This window comes from Shewanella sp. ISS20, assembly GCF_056522965.1.
The window spans coordinates 478764-495601 of sequence record NZ_JAWRZK010000001.1; the positions used below are offsets into that span (position 1 = coordinate 478764).

Here is a 16838-nt window from a genome sequence, read left to right on the forward strand (position 1 = left end):
ACGATAAAAAGGGCTCAACTGAGTAATGCCGTTCACTTAGTGTGAACGGCATTTTTCTTAGGCTTAATGGGATACTTGTTTTTACTCATTTTTAACGCACGTGGATAGGCTCTATCCCGTTTCCCATCAAGCTTGAACTGCCTCGCATTACGCACTATGTCCAAGACATCTCTCGGGACATTCCCTGGCGTTTGAGATGACAGCTGAGTCAGTTTGAAAATGATATAACTCGACGCATCTCTAAAGCTTAATTGGTTCGGATGTAACGACGGTAAGCTTTTAGCCATCAACACCATCTTGTATCTGATGAGGTTATAGGCCAACAGTACCCCCCACAATTCTTGGATAACCAGCTCTGGCAATTGACTGCGTAACGTAAAGCGACTCTCCAGCAGATGTTGCTTCATCTCCCGATAGCCCACTGCTATCTCCCATCGATGGGCATATAAATCCGCTATTTCGGCCCACGGATAACGCAATGGGTCAGTTAATCAGGTCAAAATGGAAACCAACTTACCTTTTACCGTCTTCGTCAGTAAGCGAGCTTCAATATTGTCAGGCAATAGGCCACTTCTTTCTGGCTTGAGCTGTGGTGGTTAACTGCACCAGTTGGTCGTGTTTTCCTAAAGAGCGTACCACTTCATATTGTGTGCCTTTCTTCAACAGCAGCAGCCAGTGGCTGTTAGGTTGAGCCTGTTGCCAGGCGTGCAAAAGCCCCAAGGAATAGAAGCCTCTGTCAAACAGAATCAAAGGCACTGTTCAATACCAAGTGGCTGCTTAATTCCATCATGCAAACCATACGAATTTGAGGATAGTCAGCATCACCAGCAGCGTTGGCGGTTTTGGCAAAGGCCTGGTTGTTTTGCTCACTATCAGGTGTTCGCCACACGACACCGTAGAGGTTGAGTCCACACCAATGAGGATGCTCTGCTCTCTCATGCCAGGTCTTGGCACTTCGCTTAAACACATCCTGAACAACGTCAGAGCCCAGCCGCTTGCGCGCTTGCGTGACAGCACTGCGAGCCACGTAATCCACCTCTTGAGGTAAGACGATATCAAGCTTATTGATGAGAGAGCGGACGGACTCGCCTCTGAACAGAGCCATACCAATCACCGCCCAAATCATGGCATCCATAGGTAACTTACGTCGCCGTAAACTGGCAACACCATGAGAATCAAGGTACGACTGAATTAAATCAGGCTCAAGCACATCGGCCAGACAGGTGAATTCGGTATGGCGATTGATATGGGTACGCGCCAAAGCGTCTGAAAGTTGCATAAAAAAATCCGATGACATGGGGTCATCGGATTTTGATCCTTTCAGTGAGATCGTCAAGCAATCTGTCTTAACTGATCGGCATTACCTCAACTGAGGGCTTTTTTTTGCATAAAAATTAGCGTTAGCTAGATGTTATTGAATATTTTACGTTTGCAAGTCTCTATTGGCTCTGGTTTATAGCACTTTTTTGGTTCTCGACCAGGATGCGCCAATGCTAGATGTTGATAAATGACTCGTTAACATGTGAATGGCCATAAAGCTTAATTTATTGACAGTTTACTCAGTCATTAATCCCTTATAGTTGCGAGTTTAATGATATCTCTAGCGTGATGTTTATCGCAGATTTTACAATTTCGTGCCGTTCGATTTTTTGTTTTTAAATGTTAATTGTTATGCGCTTGTGTTAATTGCTGTTTGCTAATCAAGCTTGCTACTACTGGTTATTCCTTATGCTAATAATAATTAGTCAATTCATTTATCTAATTAAATTTAACCAAGCTTAAAAAAGTGACCATTTTAGTTAACAATATTTAATGTTGACCTGTTGCTTGTTATTGATAAGTATTTTTATCGGAAGGCGTGGTTATTAAAATAATAAGTTTCGGTAAATCCTCCTGCTGCCGAATGTTGAGGGAATGAAAATATGTCAACGCAAACAGCTGTATCTAAGGCAGTACGTCTTAGTTTGTTTGCTTTAGTTTCATCATCTGTGGCCAATATCGCCCAGGCTGAAACTGAGCAAAATGAAAATAATCTTGAACGCATTGAAGTCACTGGTTCACGCATTCAACGTACTGATATGGAAACCTCATCACCTGTTACTGTGATCAGCAAGGCTGAAATTGATGCTTCAGGTGTGGCGACTGTGTCTGATTTTGTGCGTAATTTATCACAGAACAGTTTTGGTTCATTTCGTGATGCGTCAGGATTTGGTGCCGGTCAATCATCGCAATCAACAGTGAGTATGCGTGGTCTTGGCCCGCAGCGTACCTTGCTTTTGATTGATGGTCGCCGCATGGGGTCATCGGTGGCATTTGGCGGTGGCACTCAAAATCTTAACGTTGTGCCTATGGCCGCGGTGGAACGCATTGAAGTACTGCGTGATGGTGCTTCTGCGGTTTATGGCTCTGATGCTGTGGCGGCTGTGATTAACATTATCACCAAAAAAGAATACCAAGGCGTGGAAGTGGATGCTGAGCAAGGCATTACTGAGCACGGCGGTGCGGAAAACAGTAACCTACGTATGACCTTCGGTGTGTCAGGTGACAAAACCAATATGGTCGCTTCAGTTGAATACTTTAATCGCTCTCCCTTGTATGACAGAGACAGAGATTTTAGTAGTCACTTAGATAGTTCTTGGGGCTGGCCTGGCACAGGTTCTTACACTGATGGTAGTAAGCCGAAAGTTGATAAGCAAGGTAAACCAGTACTTGACGCTAATGGTAAGCCTGTGTATGAAACGGTTTCCTTTGCTGATGCGCGTTGTGATGGCTCAGAAAATTCAAGCTTAATCACAGATAGTAAAGGCAATAAAATTTGCGTATACAACGCCGCGCAAGACTCAGCCACTATGGCTGCGCAAGAACGTTTCTCGACTTTCTTTAAAGTGGATCATGAGCTCACCGCTGACATCAACTGGACTAACCGTCTGATGATGACTCGGGTGTGGACTGAAGGTCAGTATGCCGGTGCGCCAAACAGTAATAACCCAGTGCTTAAACATACGAGTGATAACTCAGACATTTATCTGGCAACGGTTGATAAATATGGCAGCCGATGGTTGAAGGATGAAGTGGCTGCTGGTCGCTATGTTGATATTGCGCTTAAAATGCGAACCACGCCGCTTGGGCCAAGGATCACTAAGGTTCAAGACTCAGATATTAACTTCTTAACCGCACTCGATGGTTATTCAGATGTGTTAGGCGGCATGACTTGGAGTTTGGGCGCACAGTGGATCCGATCCGATGTAAGTTCTGTGCAATCAGGCGCGGCTAACGCCACTGTTATTCAAGAGTTATTAGATAGCGGTAAGCTTGATTACTTTGCCGCGGGTAGCGGTTATGTTGAAGGTCATAATGAAGAGGCAATTCAGGCCGCAGGCCATACCGCGTTATTTAACGGCCGGGTGCAAACCTATGGTGTCGATGGCGGCTTTAGCATAGATCTGTTTGATATTCCCAATGGCACCATTCCATTAGCCTTAGGCTTTGAGTGGAACCGTACCGAATATGAAAAAATTTATGACTTAGCATCTAACCAAGGCAATATTGTCGGCAGTTCAGGTGGCGACATTATCACAGGCAAGAGTCGTGAAGTATGGTCATTATCGGCAGAAACCATTATTCCGGTATTGGATAATTTAGACGTGGAATTGTCGGCTCGTTTTGATGACTACAGCGATTTTGGTAGTACTTTCAATCCAAAAGCTGGTATTAGCTATCGACCATTTGACTCGTTATTACTGCGCGCCTCTTATGGCACAGGCTTTAGAGCGCCAACCTTTGATGATTTGTACACAGGTCAGTCGGAAACCTTCCTATGGGCTTCGGATTGGGCATCATGCGCAGGCTCTCCAACCTGTGATAAGAAGCAATACAAGGCATTTTATCAGGGCAACGAAGACTTAGAGCCTGAAGAGTCAACCTCTTTGTCTATGGGAATGGTGTGGAATATCACTGATGTGTTAGATGTTGAACTCTCTTATTATGATATCCAAATAGATAATGTTATCAGCACCTTGTCATCACAAGATGTATTTAACTTAGAACGCGATGGCTATGATGTTTCAGGAATGCTGTTCCGCGAGAATAATGGCGACGTTAACCATCTCTTATTGCAAAAACTGAATTTGGGTGAGTTAAAAACCCGCGGCATTGATTTCAACGTCCGTTACTTATTGCCAACCCAAGTGGGTGACTTTAACTTTGGCGCTGAGACCAATTATGTATTGAGCTGGGAAGCTAAGGATGGCCCAAATTCGCCGATGGAAGATATCGTGGGTGAAACAGAACAACCGCAATTTAGGATAAATCTTAGCTCTACCTGGTCACATAATGAGTGGGAAGCATCTTTGTTTGCCCGTTATACCGCAGAGCAAGAAGATGCTGAATATGACAAGACGGACGGTCAATGGATAGTCGATACCCAAGTAGGTTACTATTTACCATGGAATGCTAAAGTCAATCTTGGTATTCGTAATTTACTTGATGAAGAGCCGCCATTTAATTATGAAGTTGGCTTCCCTTATTACAGCACTAGCTTATATGACCCCATAGGGCGTGAATATTATCTGCGTTACAACCAGAAGTTTTAATATTCATATCATGTAAAGTAAACGTATAAAAAAAGATCAGTCAATAGCTGGTCTTTTTTTATGCGTTAATGCGGCAAATTAATGCCGATTAATAAGGAATACTACTTAAGTGCGTAGCGAGTTAACTGCGATTCATGTTGCGTAAGTGTTAATTATGTAAAATATGTTAAGTCAGTAAAAATATATAACCACTTGATTTTCAATGATTTATGTTTTTTCGCCTTGCTTTTTTGTTAATTAAAATTCGCCAGGTAAAAAAACATGATAAATATCACAAAACATGGTTGACTAGTCTCAATTTGTTTAACATTATTCACTCAGCAATTTAATTGCCAGACACATAAATATAAAAAAAGGTAGCATTTGACTTATTTTGGTCAAATATTGGAGGGATATATGATAGCAATGAATTTAACGGCTAAAGCAGTACGCCGCTCATTATTAGTGTTAGCGTCAACGAGCACAGTGTTTACTGGCGTGAGTTATGCTGCAACTGCAACAGACGCTGAAAAAGTAGAACGCATTGAAGTGACTGGCTCGCGCATTCAACGTGCCGATATGGAAACTGCAAGTCCAGTCACTGTGATTGACGCTGCGACCATTAAAGCGGAAGGTTTTACCTCTGTCGATCAAATGCTGCAAGTACAAACCTCTATGGCAGGTGCGGCTATCGGTTCAACCACTAACAACGGCGCTGACGGCGTGGCCCAAGTGGATTTGCGTGGTATGGGTTCACAGCGGACATTGGTGCTATTGAACGGTCGCCGTATGGTGAACTCAGGTTCTGGCGCTGACAGCTCTGTGGATTTGAACTCAATTCCTGTGGCTATGATTTCACGCGTTGAAATTTTAAAAGATGGCGCATCAGCCGTGTATGGCTCCGATGCTATCGCGGGTGTGGTTAACATTATTACTAAGACAGATTTTGAAGGTTTTCAGTTTGATGTTAATGGCAGCGGCACAGATAAAGGTGATGGTGAAGCGGGTGATGTGAGCGCCTTATACGGCTTTAACACTGGCACTGGTAACTACACCTTTGGCGCGGCGTATTCTGATAGACGCGGCGTGATTCAAGGCGATCGCGATTGGACTGAACCTGGTAACAGTTCATTTATTCCGACAGGAACTTTAGGCGGTAAAGTTCAAGATTCAAATGGTAATTGGGTTAAACGCACGACAGGTTACGATTTCACCCAAGATAGCTTCTATCAAACCCCAAGTGAGCGTCGTAGCTTGTTTGCTAACATGACCCAAGAGCTTGGCAGTGAAGTGATTTTAACGGCTGATGCCATTTATACGAATCGACGTTCTAATCAACAAATGGCGCCACAGCCAGCTAATTTAATGCTCAATGTGTGTGGCGCTGCGGGCGTTACTGCTGGTGCACCTTGTATTACGTTAGATAGCCAAATGATTGCGGGTGGAATTAAGGCAGATGATAAAGGCTTAGTGAATTATCGCCGCCGTACTAATGATGTTGGTCCACGTATTTATACCCAAGACACTGATACTTGGCGTGTGTCAACTGGCTTAGAAGGCACCCTAGATGTTCATACCGGTATGAACTGGGATGTAACCTATGTCTATGGTAAAAACCAAGCTAAAACAGCGGTTAAGAACTCTATCAATGCCACTGACATGACAAACGCTATTTATGCTAACCCAAATGCATGGTTTAGTGGTGCCACCATGACACCAGCGATGACAGATGCGATTAGTTATACCGAAGAAGCTGACGGTGGTAACGAGCAACAAACCTTATCAGCAGGCTTAAGCGGCGATTTATTTGAGCTGAGTGCTGGTTCTGTTGGTTTTGCTATCGGCGCTGAATATCGCCGTGAAAGCGGATTTTACAATCCAGATGCGATTGTAGTTGCTGGCCAAAGTACGGCGGCGCAGCAAGATCCTACCGCAGGTAACTATGATGTAATTTCTTTCTATCAAGAAGTGAGCGTGCCTTTCACTGAAAAGTTAAACGGTGAATTTGCGCTGCGTTTTGATGATTACTCTACCTTTGGCCGCGCGAGTACTTGGAAAATCGGTTTAACCTATGAAGCCACTGATGACTTGAAACTGAGAACGGTAGCGGCTACTGGTTTCCGTGCGCCGAGTGTGAGTGAGCTGTATGGTGGTAATTCAGGTTCATACGATTACTTAGTTGATCCATGGGGTAACGCGCTTGACCCACAGATTTTAGTAAACCGTACATCAGATCCAGACTTAAAGCCTGAAGAGTCTGAGTCATATACCGCCGGTTTAGTATACTCACCAAGCTATGTTGAGAATCTGTCGATTACTCTGGATTACTGGAGCTTTAAGGTAAGTAATGCGATTGCGCGCATGGACACCCAAGCTGGTTTAGACGCTTGTTTTGCTGGCAATCCTAACGCTTGTACTATGTTTAACATTGGCCCTAATGGTGATTTAGACAATTTAACTAACGCATTAACCAACGTTGGCACCCAAGATACTAGCGGTATTGATTTCAATTTAGCTTACAACTTTGAAGGATTAGGGCTGGATTGGAGAATTAGCAACGACACCACTTATTTGATTAATTTTGAGCAAGATGGTGAAGATTATACTGGCACGATTGACGGTAACTTTGGTGCTTATGCCCGAGTGCGCAATAACTTCAGTATTGTCGCCGGGCAAGATTCATGGAACGTCATGTATTTCAATCGCTACATTGGCGATATGGATGACTTAGCTGGTGGTAATAAGGTAGGCGATATTCTGTATCACAACGTGTCGGGTACTTACCACATGAATGATATGACGTCCTTGATTGTGGGTGTTAAAAACTTCACCGATGAAATCCCATTAGTCGTGTCTAATGGTAGTGATGGCGGTACAGTCCCAGAAGTGTATGACACTATTGGTCGCACCATTTATGCAGGCGTAACCCTTAAGTTTTAATGGGTGAGCATCGAATGTTGAATGCTAGAAATGACTAGCGTAAACATTCACTAAAAAAGCGCCTACGGGCGCTTTTTTTATGGCTAAGCTAATTCATCAAACATACGCATTAAGTGAATACAGTGAAGCATTCGATTATTGCTGCAAGCTGAGCTCGGCTTTTGCCGCCTGTAGACTGGCGACAATCGGGGCGGTTTCTTTATGAGATCGTAACTGCCTAAATAACGTATCGGCTTGTGGATATTGGCGATTCAAATACGAAAACCACTGCTTAATTCGTGATGGATAATAACAACTCTTACGACCATTAAGCTCACGTTCTGAATACGCCAGCATCAAATCTAAGGTTTGCTCCCAGGTAAATGGGGTATCACCATTTTTAATACAGGCGGCTAAATTGGGGAGGGATATGGCGCCGCGTCCAATCATCACGCTTTCACACCCAGTCACGGCTTGGCAGCGCTTGGCATCATCGGCAGACCAAATTTCGCCATTGGCTATCACAGGAATTGCTAAGGCTTGGCGCAAATCAGTAATGTATTCCCAGTAAGCGGGCGGCTTATAACCATCCACTTTACTGCGGGCATGTACCGCAAGCTCATTGGCGCCAGCTTCCGCAATGGCTAATGCATTTTCCATGTATAAACTGCGATCGTTAAACCCCAAGCGGATTTTTGCTGTCACCATATGCTCTGGAGGCACAGCATCGCGCATGGCTTTAACAATGGCATAGAGCTGCTCAGGATATTGCAGTAATACCGCGCCGCCATTACTTTTATTGACCATTTTCGCCGGGCAGCCAAAGTTGATGTCGACGCCATGGGAGCCAAGCTCTACCGCTTTTACTGCATTTTCAGCAACATACTCAGGATACTGCCCTAATAACTGCACTCGAACTGGGGTGCCTGATGGGGTGAAACCATCATTTTTAAGCTCAGGGCAGAGCCGATAAAAAACCTTATCCGGTAAAATTTGGTCTGTGACACGAATAAACTCTGTCACCATTAAATCAAAGGGATTAATGCTGGAAAGTATGTCGCGCATGAGTGCGTCTACTACACCTTCCATAGGTGCCAGAATAACTCGTGTTTTCATAAATGTCTGCGAATGATAGCGATGGGCGCGCATTTTACCTCAAGGGAAATCATTGGCATAGCCTTGCTTTATTTTGTAACTATGCGATAACAATTGTGGCGGTAACTCGGCGAAATCCACGACAATTGATTAACGGTCGAAATTTTTTTTAGCCGTTGTGGGTCTACTAGCTAAGTTCATAGCAAACAGTGCTAATGAATGCCTTTCATCAATTACGAGGGAAATTTTATGAATTCAGTTAACAAGACAGCCGTCGCTGTGGCCTTAGGTGCAGTGATTATGTCTGGCGCAGTGAGCCATACTGTAGAAGCTCAAGCCTTGTTTGGTTTCGAGCAAATGGAAGCGGGTTATCAGTTAGTGGGTGAAGAAGGTAAATGCGGTGAAGGCAAATGCGGCGAAGGTAAAAAAGCCAAAGAAGGCAAATGTGGCGAAGGCAAATGCGGAGAAGGTAAAGCAGCTGGCATGAAATCTGGCGAAGGTAAGTGCGGTGAGGGCAAATGTGGCGAAACTAAAGCGGCCGCAATAAAGGCGGGTGAAGCCACTAGTGCCGGCGATAAAAAAGCCAAAGAAGGTAAATGTGGTGAAGGTAAGTGCGGCGGTGACAAAAAAGCGAAAGAAGGCAGCTGCGGCAGCAATCGTTAATCCACAAAACTGAGCCTCTTTTATTGCGTTAAAGAGGCTCAAAAAAAGCAATGTAGCCAGTTAAACGATCCCGACAAACTGTCTTGGTCCGATTAATAAGTGAAAAGGATAATTGATGACATCAGCATGCGCAGGATTAGGCTTAAGACGGGAGATGCTAACTGAGTTTTGCCTGTCATTACCCAGCGCTATCGATTTCCTTGAGGTAGCACCAGAAAACTGGATGACGCTCGGGGGCAAATTTGGCAAGCAGTTTCGAGCGCTCACTGAATGTCATCGTTTTTTTTGCCACGGTTTATCTTTATCCGTCGGCGGACCTAGCCCTGTTGATATCGAATTTGTTAAAGGGGTGAAGGCGTTTTTAGACCAGCATCACATTGAGTGCTATTCCGAGCACTTAAGTTACTGTAGCGGTGCGGGTCACCTTTATGACTTAATGCCCATTCCATTCACCAGTGAAGCGGTAACTCATGTCGCGCAGCGGGTGAAGCTCATTCAAGATGTGTTAGAGCGGCCCTTGATCTTGGAAAATGTGTCTTTTTACGCAGCGCCAGGCGCGCAAATGACCGAGCAAGAGTTTGTGTGCCAGGTGTTAGAAGAGGCCGACTGCGGCTTACTGTTGGATGTTAATAATATCTATGTGAATGCCACTAATCATGGCTATAACGCGCAAGCATTTTTGGCGGCTATGCCCACTTCACGCATTCGCTACTTACATGTGGCAGGCCATTATCGGCAAGATGCAGATCTCATTATTGATACCCATGGCGCCGATATCAATGCGCCCGTATGGCAATTATTGGCGCAGTGTTATGCCATACATGGCGTATTTCCGACCTTGTTAGAGCGCGATTTTAATTTACCTGCCACATGCGAATTAGTGGCGGAAATTGAACATATCAAATTTTTACAGCAACAAGCCTTGAGTCACAGAAGGTCAGCATAATGGCATTTAAACACATTCAGCAAACCTTTATTGATTATATAAAAAATCCGCTGGAGCCTTTGCCTGTGGGCACTGATGCGCGCCACATGCAGGTATACCGCGATTTGTTTTATAACAATATTTATGGCTTTGTTTCCAATGCTTTTCCGGTATTAAAAAGCTTATATGGCCCGAATGATTGGGGCAGGGTAGTGGATAGGTTCTTTCAAACCCATGACTGCCAAAGCCCCATATTTGTAGATATCGCCGGTGAATTTATGCAGTTTTTGCAACAGCAAGATGCCAAATATTTACGTTGGCCGTTTGAATTAGAACTTGCCCATTATGAGTGGCAAGAATTAGTGGTCGCAGTCGCTAGCAATGAAGATAGTCAAAATGTATTGCAAGCTGATGAATTAACTCAGTATCCCATGATGCTTGCAGGCTTTACGGCGGTGGTGAGTTATCAATATCCAGTGCACAAAATTAGCTCAGACTTTTTACCGCAAGCGGTGTCAACGCCTGCCCATAATTTTTGCATTTATCGCGATATTGATGATGAAGTGCAGTTTTTGCAACTGACGCCGTTAGCGGCGCAGGCCTTATTTTTATTAAAACAACATAGCTATGATTTGCGCGAGTTGTCCGCAGCAATCACAGCACTTTATCCCAATATAGCGAGTGATATCATCTATTCAGGGTTAACGGCGTTATTAACCCCTATCGCTGCTATGGGGATTTTGCGTAAAACTCATGCAGTTAACTAAATATCTGCAACAATGTGATTGTGGTCACGCTTTATTTGTACGCATAATAATGGGGTCTACAACAGAGGATGTTAACAATGCAATCGGAATTCAAAGATCCATTTAACGCGCTTTATCTGCTGGTGTTTGTATTATTGCTATTACTGCCTACCTTGCCTGCGACCTTGTCTTGGCTTAAAGTGGCCGGCATTATTCCTTATTATTAATCCTAACTATATTAGGTTGGCCAGATACCGCTCTGGCCTGTGCTGGACGACTCATGATTTTTAAGCGTGGATTATTGCTTTTTATCGGCTTGCTAAGCTTAGTTCTTGGTTTTGCTGGCGTATTTTTACCTGTATTGCCCACAGTTCCCTTTATTCTGTTATCAGCCTATTGCTTTGCTCGCTCGAATCAAAGATTGTACACTTGGTTGCACCGTCACCCATGGTTTGCTGATGGTCTGCAAAATTGGGAGCAACATAAAGCCATGCGTCCAAACTTAAAGCGTAAGGCGATAGTGATGAGTGCTTTAAGTTTTATGGTCAGTATTTACTTTGTCCCTTTGCTATGGGTTAAAGTTGTTCTAGTGTGTTGCTTTTGTTTGTTAATGTTATTCATTTGGCGTGTCCCGACCTTGAATGAATCTATAAATGTATAAATTTATTTACACCTAATCACGTGCGCTACCGCACGTTCCGTGACGCTCGTCATGAAATTTGACGACAACTAGCTTAAAATCCGCGTCATCGAGAATACAAGGTGTAACTATGACATTTAGAATACTTGTCGTCGATGACAATAGGATCAGTCGCGAAACTCTACAAACGTTATTAATGGACTCAGGTTGGCAAGTGGATTGTGTGGACAATGCTATTCAGGCCTTATCGAAAGTCGGCCATGTCTCATACGATCTAGTCATTACTGGATTTTTTATGCCAGTCATTGATGGCCCTCATTTGACCGGTTTGTTGAAAACCCGCCATGATTTAGCGCAGATCCCCGTCATTATGCTTAGTACGCGCAGTAAAAGCGATGTCGCCGCGGCCATGGATATGAGCTTACTGTCGTTGTTTTTACGCAAACCGTTAAATTGTGACGCTAAGCGACTATTACTCGAACACATCAGTACACTCATAGTTGCAACGAGTGGCAAAGCGGCATAAGCTTGTGCCGGATAGTAAAGCAGTCCACCATAGTGTGGACTTTTTTGTTGTATAGACCGGTGTAACCGGCAGACTAAGTAAGTGAATATGGCAATGAATTCAGAAAGCCTGGCGATGATAAAGCAAAGCATTAAAACAATTCCAGATTATCCAAAAGCTGGGATCATGTTCCGTGACGTCACCAGTTTATTGGAAGACCCAAAGGCCTATAAGGCGACTATAGCTATTATGGTTGAAGCTTATAAAGACATGGGTTTTACCAAGATAGTAGGTACTGAAGCCCGCGGGTTTTTGTTTGGTGCTCCGTTAGCGCTTGAACTTAATGTTGGCTTTGTGCCAGTGCGTAAACCAGGCAAGTTACCTCGCGCAACTATCGCCGAAAGTTACGAATTAGAATACGGTCATGACACTTTAGAAATTCATCAAGATGCGATTGTTGCAGGGGATAAAGTGTTAGTGGTTGATGATTTATTAGCAACCGGCGGTACCATAGAAGCCACAGTTAAACTGATCCGTCGTTTAGGTGGTGAAGTGACTGAAGCTGCTTTTGTGATCTCATTACCTGAACTCGGTGGTGAAGTGCGTTTAGCCGCGCTGGGTTTGAATATTCTCAAACTGTGTGAATTTGACGGCGAATAACCAAGCAAACTTTTTCATCCGATCTGGCACCATATATAAGCTTGAGCTTTAGATAATATGGTGCCAATATCGTTCGCAATAAAGCGGAGCTTGCTCCCAACTCATATTATTTGGGGAGTCTCATGTCCTATCAGGTGTTAGCCAGAAAATGGCGCCCTGCCACCTTCGAGCAAATGGTTGGTCAGTCGCACGCATTACAAGCTCTGACAAATGCTTTGCAGCAACAACGTCTTCATCATGCTTACCTATTTACTGGCACCCGCGGTGTTGGCAAAACCAGTTTAGCGCGTCTGTTTGCTAAAGGGTTAAATTGCGAAACCGGGATCACAGCCACTCCTTGTGGTCAATGCAGCAGTTGTATCGAAATCGCCCAAGGGCGCTTTGTTGACTTAATTGAAGTTGATGCTGCGTCACGCACTAAAGTCGATGACACTCGCGAACTCCTCGAAAACGTGCAATATCGCCCAAGTCGCGGCCGCTTTAAGGTCTACTTAATCGATGAAGTGCATATGCTGTCGCGCAGCAGTTTCAATGCCTTATTAAAAACTCTCGAAGAACCGCCTGAGCACGTTAAATTTTTATTAGCGACGACAGATCCACAGAAATTACCTGTGACAGTATTATCGCGCTGCCTGCAATTTAACCTTAAAAGTCTGGGGTTAGATGATATTCTCGGGCAATTACAGCATGTGTTAACTGCTGAAAATATTCCGTTTGATGACGGCGCGCTGCGCCTTATCGCCAAAGCTGCCAACGGCAGTATGCGTGATGCCTTAAGTCTTACCGATCAGGCCATAGCTTATGGCGCTGGCCATGTTGAACAAGCGCAAGTGCAAGCTATGCTTGGCACATTAGATGCGCAGCATATTCAAGCTATGCTGGCCGCGCTGATTGCAGGTGATTCAGTCACTTTATTAACCTTAGCCGCCGAAGCATTAAGTTATGGCGGTGACGCCGGTGAAATACTGCGCAGCCTGTTAGAGCAACTGCATCAAATTGCTTTGTGCCAATTTGCACCCGCATGCGCGCAGTTAAGTTTAACGGGTGAAGATTTATTGCCATTTACTGAGTTACTTAGCCCAGAGCAAGTGCAACTCTACTATCAAATGTTGCTGCAAGGCCGTAAAGATTTACCTTTCGCGCCGGACCCGCGCTCAGGGCTAGAAATGGCATTACTGCGCGCCATGATGTTTGAGCCTGAGCCCGACCCAAGTGGTGGACAGGGAATTGCAAGCTCATCCGCGGCGCCTGCAAATAAAACACCAGGCGCTGGTAAGCGAGCGTTTAGTCAATTATCGCAGCAATTGCATCAAGCACTGGCAAAGCCCGCAGCAACCGCTAATTCAACTAGCGCGTCGGCAACTGTATCAGTCGCTACTCAAGCCACAGCAGCAATAGCAATAGCAACGCCGAGTGTAAGCTTGGTAGCTGTTGAGCCAGTTGTAGCCTCAGTTGTGCCTTCAACTCCTGCTGAGACGCTGGTACAAGTTTCTGCGCAAGTAAATACACAAGTACCTGTACAAGCAAACGCACCGGCGCCATTAGATGTGAGTCATCAGGCTAGTAGTTATGACCAAAATCATGACCAGAACCATGAACTGCATGATGAATTAAATGGTGATTCGGCATTATTGGCGGAACAAGCGTTACTCATCAGCCAAGCCCAATCCCATGGTTATCAAATTGACGCTGGTGGTCATCAAACGGGTGCGCCGCAGCCAGCGTATTGTGATGCTGCGCCTTCACAAGATGAACCATCAATGCCAGAAATGGGCAATGATGGACTCGATGGTTATGCCTTTGATAACTCATCTTTCAATGGCTATGGCAATGACGCCAGTCAGTTTGATGATTATCAAGCGAGTTTCACTGAACCTGCTGCTGATAACGCGCTCGAAAGTTATGGCCAAAGTGTTGAGCTAGTAGTATCGCAGCCAACAGCACAATTAACTGAGCCGAGCGCAGGCTTTGACCCATTAGATGACATTTTGGATCAAGTGCTTAAATCGCAAGCTGAATTGTTATCAACGATTGCCCCGCAGACCACGGACTCTGAGATGCACACTAGTGCTTTGGCTAGGGTAGGTGATATAAAAAAGTCTGAAGGTAAGTCGGCGTTAACATCGGGGCTGTTAGCTGGTCGCAACAAAGCGGCTTTGCAAATCCCTGAAGCTGGCAGTATTAGTGATGACGAGGCGGTTCGAGCTGCAAATACCAATGCGCCAGCTATTGCAAGCCCAATGGCGAACACTGTTACCAATACCATTACCAACATTGCGGCAACCACGGATCGAGTACCAACGCCCCAAGAAGTTGAGGCTAACCGTCCGCCATGGGAAGACGCGCCAGTAACTGCTAATGAAACTGCCGCGAGTGCTCCATCTCAGGTTCACTTAGCCAGTTCTAATACTGTTGCCGCATCTTCAGCAACCGTGGCAACAACTCTTGCGCCTAAGATGGCACCGAATACCACTCAGTTAAGCTCTACATTTGCGCCGACCGGCGATGCTTTAGATTTGCATTGGTATAAGCAGATGTCGAATATTCAGGTGGGCGGGCGTGTGCGCCAATTGGCGGTCAATTCAATTTGCCAGATGTGGTCTGAAGATAAAGTAATTTTGCTCCTAAAACCGGATCAAAAGCATTTAGCAGCGGCGAATGCCATCGAGCAACTTAGAGAAGCGTTAACATCTATACTGTCTGTTGGCCTTGAATTGGTGATAGATGTGGGTCTTGATATTGGGCATGAAACTCCCAGAGAATTAAGGCACCGCTTTCATCGGCAGTTATTAGGCCAAGCTCGAGATGCGCTATTAAGTGATGAACAAGTGCAATGGATGCAGACCATGCTAGCGGCAACCTTAGATGAAGATTCTCTGAGTTATCCTGGCGAATTATTGACAGCGGTCGCGCAGCAAATTCCATCTTTAAGCGCTCCAGTGGCAAAAGCATGACAAAAGTCACTAACTCAGTTTGCCAAATAGAACGTTTTCAGTAAGATTAACCCCTAGGTGGGATAATCCCATTTTTTTGATAACAAGAGATAAGAATTATGTTTGGAAAAGGCGGCATGGGTAACCTGATGAAACAGGCCCAAATGATGCAAGACAAAATGGCGAAGATGCAAGAAGAAATCGCCCGTATGGAAATTACTGGTGAAGCCGGTGCTGGTTTAGTTAAAGTCACTATGACGGGCTCGCACAATGTTCGTAAAGTGGACATAGATCCAAGCCTGCTTGAAGACGACAAAGAAATGTTAGAAGATTTAATTGCAGCAGCTTGTAATGATGCCGCTCGCCGTATCGAAGAGAATCAAAAGTCTAAAATGGCTGATGTCACTGGAGGTATGCAATTACCACCAGGCATGAAACTGCCATTCTAAGCTGCTAATGAAATTCAGTCCTCTGGTTGATGAATTAGTGCAAGCCTTGAAATGTTTGCCTGGCGTTGGGCCAAAATCGGCTCAACGTATGGCCTTTTCTTTGCTTGAGCGTAATCGCAATGTAGGTATTGCCTTGGCTGATACATTGGCTGCGGCAATGCGTGATGTTGGCCATTGTCGTCAATGCCGCAATTTTACCGAGCAACCAACGTGCCCGATTTGCGCGAGTCTAAAGCGCGGCCACGCCGAATTAGTGTGCGTGGTGGAAACTCCTGCCGATGTGCTTGCCATTGAAGCGGGTGGTCATTTCTCTGGCCGCTATTTTGTATTGCTGGGGCATTTATCCCCCCTTGATGGCATTGGTCCGCAAGAGCTAGGTTTGGCCCTGCTTGAAGAGCAATTAGCTGCGGGTGGGGTGAGCGAATTAATTTTGGCGACCAATCCGACCGTGGAAGGGGATGCGACCGCCCATTACATTGCCGATATTGCCAGACGCTATAACGTGATGATTTCCCGTATTGCCCATGGTGTCCCCGTTGGTGGTGAGCTTGAGTATGTTGATAGCACAACATTAGCCTTGTCTTTCACCGGCCGCTTACCTTTGTAAGCTTGCAATGGACGTAACTGAATGAAAAAAGACCCAATGATGGGTCTTTTTTGTTTTTTACCCTTGAATTAATGTCAGCTAACCCCATTTAGTTGGTATCGAATTTGTATTTGTGTAAAACAAGG

Annotated in this window: 13 protein-coding genes and 1 pseudogene; 12 read left to right on the top strand and 2 right to left on the bottom strand. The window is 44.9% G+C overall.

Annotated features, from left to right (window positions below; translation table 11 throughout):
- Positions 1–32: 32 nt before the first annotated feature.
- Positions 33–1279 (bottom strand): annotated as a pseudogene (locus AC1HDP_RS02095) (IS4 family transposase).
- Positions 1280–1922: 643 nt separating this feature from the next.
- On the opposite strand from AC1HDP_RS02095, the gene AC1HDP_RS02100 reads away from it, so the two are divergent.
- Both AC1HDP_RS02100 and AC1HDP_RS02105 read left to right on the top strand, forming a co-directional pair.
- A complete protein-coding gene (locus AC1HDP_RS02100) occupies positions 1923–4592 on the top strand; it encodes a TonB-dependent receptor plug domain-containing protein (RefSeq protein WP_479637480.1) in 2670 nt (889 codons plus the stop codon).
- A 396-nt stretch (positions 4593–4988) separates the two neighbouring features.
- Positions 4989–7511 carry a TonB-dependent receptor plug domain-containing protein gene (locus AC1HDP_RS02105; protein WP_479637481.1) on the top strand — a complete coding sequence of 841 codons (2523 nt, stop codon included), beginning with the start codon at positions 4989–4991 and terminating at the stop codon, positions 7509–7511.
- 135 nt (positions 7512–7646) lie between these two features.
- Here AC1HDP_RS02105 and AC1HDP_RS02110 read toward each other — a convergent pair whose 3' ends face one another.
- The gene (locus AC1HDP_RS02110; protein WP_479637482.1) at positions 7647–8606 is read right to left on the bottom strand and encodes a tRNA-dihydrouridine synthase; all 960 of its coding nucleotides are present in this window, start codon (positions 8604–8606) and stop codon (positions 7647–7649) included.
- A 228-nt stretch (positions 8607–8834) separates the two neighbouring features.
- Between AC1HDP_RS02110 and AC1HDP_RS02115 the strand changes: the two genes are divergently transcribed.
- The 10 genes from AC1HDP_RS02115 to recR all read left to right on the top strand — a co-directional run bounded on the left by AC1HDP_RS02115 (position 8835) and on the right by recR (position 16713).
- A complete protein-coding gene (locus AC1HDP_RS02115) occupies positions 8835–9248 on the top strand; it encodes an HvfA family oxazolone/thioamide-modified RiPP metallophore (RefSeq protein ID WP_479637483.1) in 414 nt (137 codons plus the stop codon).
- Between the two features lie 115 nt (positions 9249–9363).
- Positions 9364–10194 carry an HvfB family MNIO-type RiPP peptide maturase gene (locus AC1HDP_RS02120; RefSeq protein WP_479637484.1) on the top strand — a complete coding sequence of 277 codons (831 nt, stop codon included), beginning with the start codon at positions 9364–9366 and terminating at the stop codon, positions 10192–10194.
- Complete coding sequence (locus tag AC1HDP_RS02125; protein ID WP_479637485.1) at positions 10194–10940, top strand: HvfC family RiPP maturation protein; 747 nt, start codon at positions 10194–10196, stop codon at positions 10938–10940. Before AC1HDP_RS02120 ends, AC1HDP_RS02125 begins: the two co-directional genes overlap by 1 nt.
- A gap of 77 nt (positions 10941–11017) precedes the next feature.
- Positions 11018–11146 carry a hypothetical protein gene (locus AC1HDP_RS02130; RefSeq protein WP_256260894.1) on the top strand — a complete coding sequence of 43 codons (129 nt, stop codon included), beginning with the start codon at positions 11018–11020 and terminating at the stop codon, positions 11144–11146.
- 53 nt (positions 11147–11199) lie between these two features.
- Complete coding sequence (locus AC1HDP_RS02135) at positions 11200–11580, top strand: YbaN family protein (RefSeq protein ID WP_479637486.1); 381 nt, start codon at positions 11200–11202, stop codon at positions 11578–11580.
- A gap of 109 nt (positions 11581–11689) precedes the next feature.
- The gene (locus AC1HDP_RS02140; protein WP_479637487.1) at positions 11690–12085 is read left to right on the top strand and encodes a response regulator; all 396 of its coding nucleotides are present in this window, start codon (positions 11690–11692) and stop codon (positions 12083–12085) included.
- Between the two features lie 87 nt (positions 12086–12172).
- Positions 12173–12724 (top strand): adenine phosphoribosyltransferase, encoded by a 552-nt coding sequence (gene apt, locus AC1HDP_RS02145; RefSeq protein ID WP_479637488.1) that lies wholly within the window; start codon positions 12173–12175, stop codon positions 12722–12724.
- 122 nt (positions 12725–12846) lie between these two features.
- The gene (gene dnaX, locus AC1HDP_RS02150; RefSeq protein ID WP_479637489.1) at positions 12847–15678 is read left to right on the top strand and encodes a DNA polymerase III subunit gamma/tau; all 2832 of its coding nucleotides are present in this window, start codon (positions 12847–12849) and stop codon (positions 15676–15678) included.
- Positions 15679–15776: 98 nt separating this feature from the next.
- The gene (locus tag AC1HDP_RS02155; protein ID WP_140932266.1) at positions 15777–16106 is read left to right on the top strand and encodes a YbaB/EbfC family nucleoid-associated protein; all 330 of its coding nucleotides are present in this window, start codon (positions 15777–15779) and stop codon (positions 16104–16106) included.
- 7 nt (positions 16107–16113) lie between these two features.
- Positions 16114–16713, top strand: a complete 600-nt coding sequence (recR, locus tag AC1HDP_RS02160) for a recombination mediator RecR (RefSeq protein ID WP_140932267.1) — start codon at positions 16114–16116, stop codon at positions 16711–16713.
- Positions 16714–16838 lie beyond the last annotated feature (125 nt).

Coding starts and splice junctions, on each gene's coding strand:
- AC1HDP_RS02100 (WP_479637480.1), top strand. CDS start 1,923: ATGTCAACGCAAACAGCTGTATCTAAGGCAGTACGTCTTAGTTTGTTT.
- AC1HDP_RS02105 (WP_479637481.1), top strand. CDS start 4,989: ATGATAGCAATGAATTTAACGGCTAAAGCAGTACGCCGCTCATTATTA.
- AC1HDP_RS02110 (WP_479637482.1), bottom strand. CDS start 8,606: ATGAAAACACGAGTTATTCTGGCACCTATGGAAGGTGTAGTAGACGCA.
- AC1HDP_RS02115 (WP_479637483.1), top strand. CDS start 8,835: ATGAATTCAGTTAACAAGACAGCCGTCGCTGTGGCCTTAGGTGCAGTG.
- AC1HDP_RS02120 (WP_479637484.1), top strand. CDS start 9,364: ATGACATCAGCATGCGCAGGATTAGGCTTAAGACGGGAGATGCTAACT.
- AC1HDP_RS02125 (WP_479637485.1), top strand. CDS start 10,194: ATGGCATTTAAACACATTCAGCAAACCTTTATTGATTATATAAAAAAT.
- AC1HDP_RS02130 (WP_256260894.1), top strand. CDS start 11,018: ATGCAATCGGAATTCAAAGATCCATTTAACGCGCTTTATCTGCTGGTG.
- AC1HDP_RS02135 (WP_479637486.1), top strand. CDS start 11,200: ATGATTTTTAAGCGTGGATTATTGCTTTTTATCGGCTTGCTAAGCTTA.
- AC1HDP_RS02140 (WP_479637487.1), top strand. CDS start 11,690: ATGACATTTAGAATACTTGTCGTCGATGACAATAGGATCAGTCGCGAA.
- apt (WP_479637488.1), top strand. CDS start 12,173: ATGGCAATGAATTCAGAAAGCCTGGCGATGATAAAGCAAAGCATTAAA.
- dnaX (WP_479637489.1), top strand. CDS start 12,847: ATGTCCTATCAGGTGTTAGCCAGAAAATGGCGCCCTGCCACCTTCGAG.
- AC1HDP_RS02155 (WP_140932266.1), top strand. CDS start 15,777: ATGTTTGGAAAAGGCGGCATGGGTAACCTGATGAAACAGGCCCAAATG.
- recR (WP_140932267.1), top strand. CDS start 16,114: ATGAAATTCAGTCCTCTGGTTGATGAATTAGTGCAAGCCTTGAAATGT.